General features: G+C 71.2%; 1 protein-coding gene. It reads right to left on the bottom strand.

Annotated elements, in window-relative coordinates; translation table 11 throughout:
* Positions 1 to 633: MFS transporter (locus tag G3N93_RS40935; RefSeq protein WP_206135628.1), on the bottom strand; the 633-nt coding region annotated here is incomplete at both ends.

Below are 633 nucleotides of genomic sequence, written 5' to 3'. Positions count from 1 at the left end.
CTGCCAGCAGCGCGACGAGCACCCACGGAATCGCACCGGCGCCCGTTGCGCCGAGCAGCATCCCGCCTGCGATGCCGCCGCCCGCGATCGCGAGATTCCACACCGTCACGAGCATCGACTGCGCGACGTCGGCCGCCTCCCCTGCCGCGTTCGCGGTGGCCGTCTGGAACAGCGTAGGCGCACCGCCGAACGCAAGCCCCCACAGCGCGACGCCCGCATAGACGATCGCCATTCCTGAACCGGCGCCAAGCATCGCCGCCGCGATCGCGAACAGCGCGATGCTGACGAGCGTCAGGCGTCGCTGCGCAGCGCCGATCCAGGCGCCCGTCAGCGCGATGCCGACCAGCGACGCAACACCGAACACGAGCAGCACCGCATCGACCTGCGCGCCCATCCGCACGCCCGCGAGAAACGGCGCGACGTAGGTGTACAGCATGTTGTGCGCAAGCACGTACGCGAACATCACGGTCAGCACCGGCCGCACGCCGGGCAGCGTCATCACGCCGAGCACCGGCTCGCGCGCACCGGCCTGCTGCCCCGGATAGTCGGGCACGCGCCAGCGGATCCAGCCGATCAGCACGAGCGCCGCGAGCGTGATGCCCGCGAACGCGATGCGCCATCCGAACGCCGCGA

The organism is Burkholderia sp. Se-20378, assembly GCF_017104665.1.
Taxonomy (GTDB): domain Bacteria; phylum Pseudomonadota; class Gammaproteobacteria; order Burkholderiales; family Burkholderiaceae; genus Burkholderia; species Burkholderia lata.
This window is presented reverse-complemented; position numbering and strand designations above follow the sequence as displayed.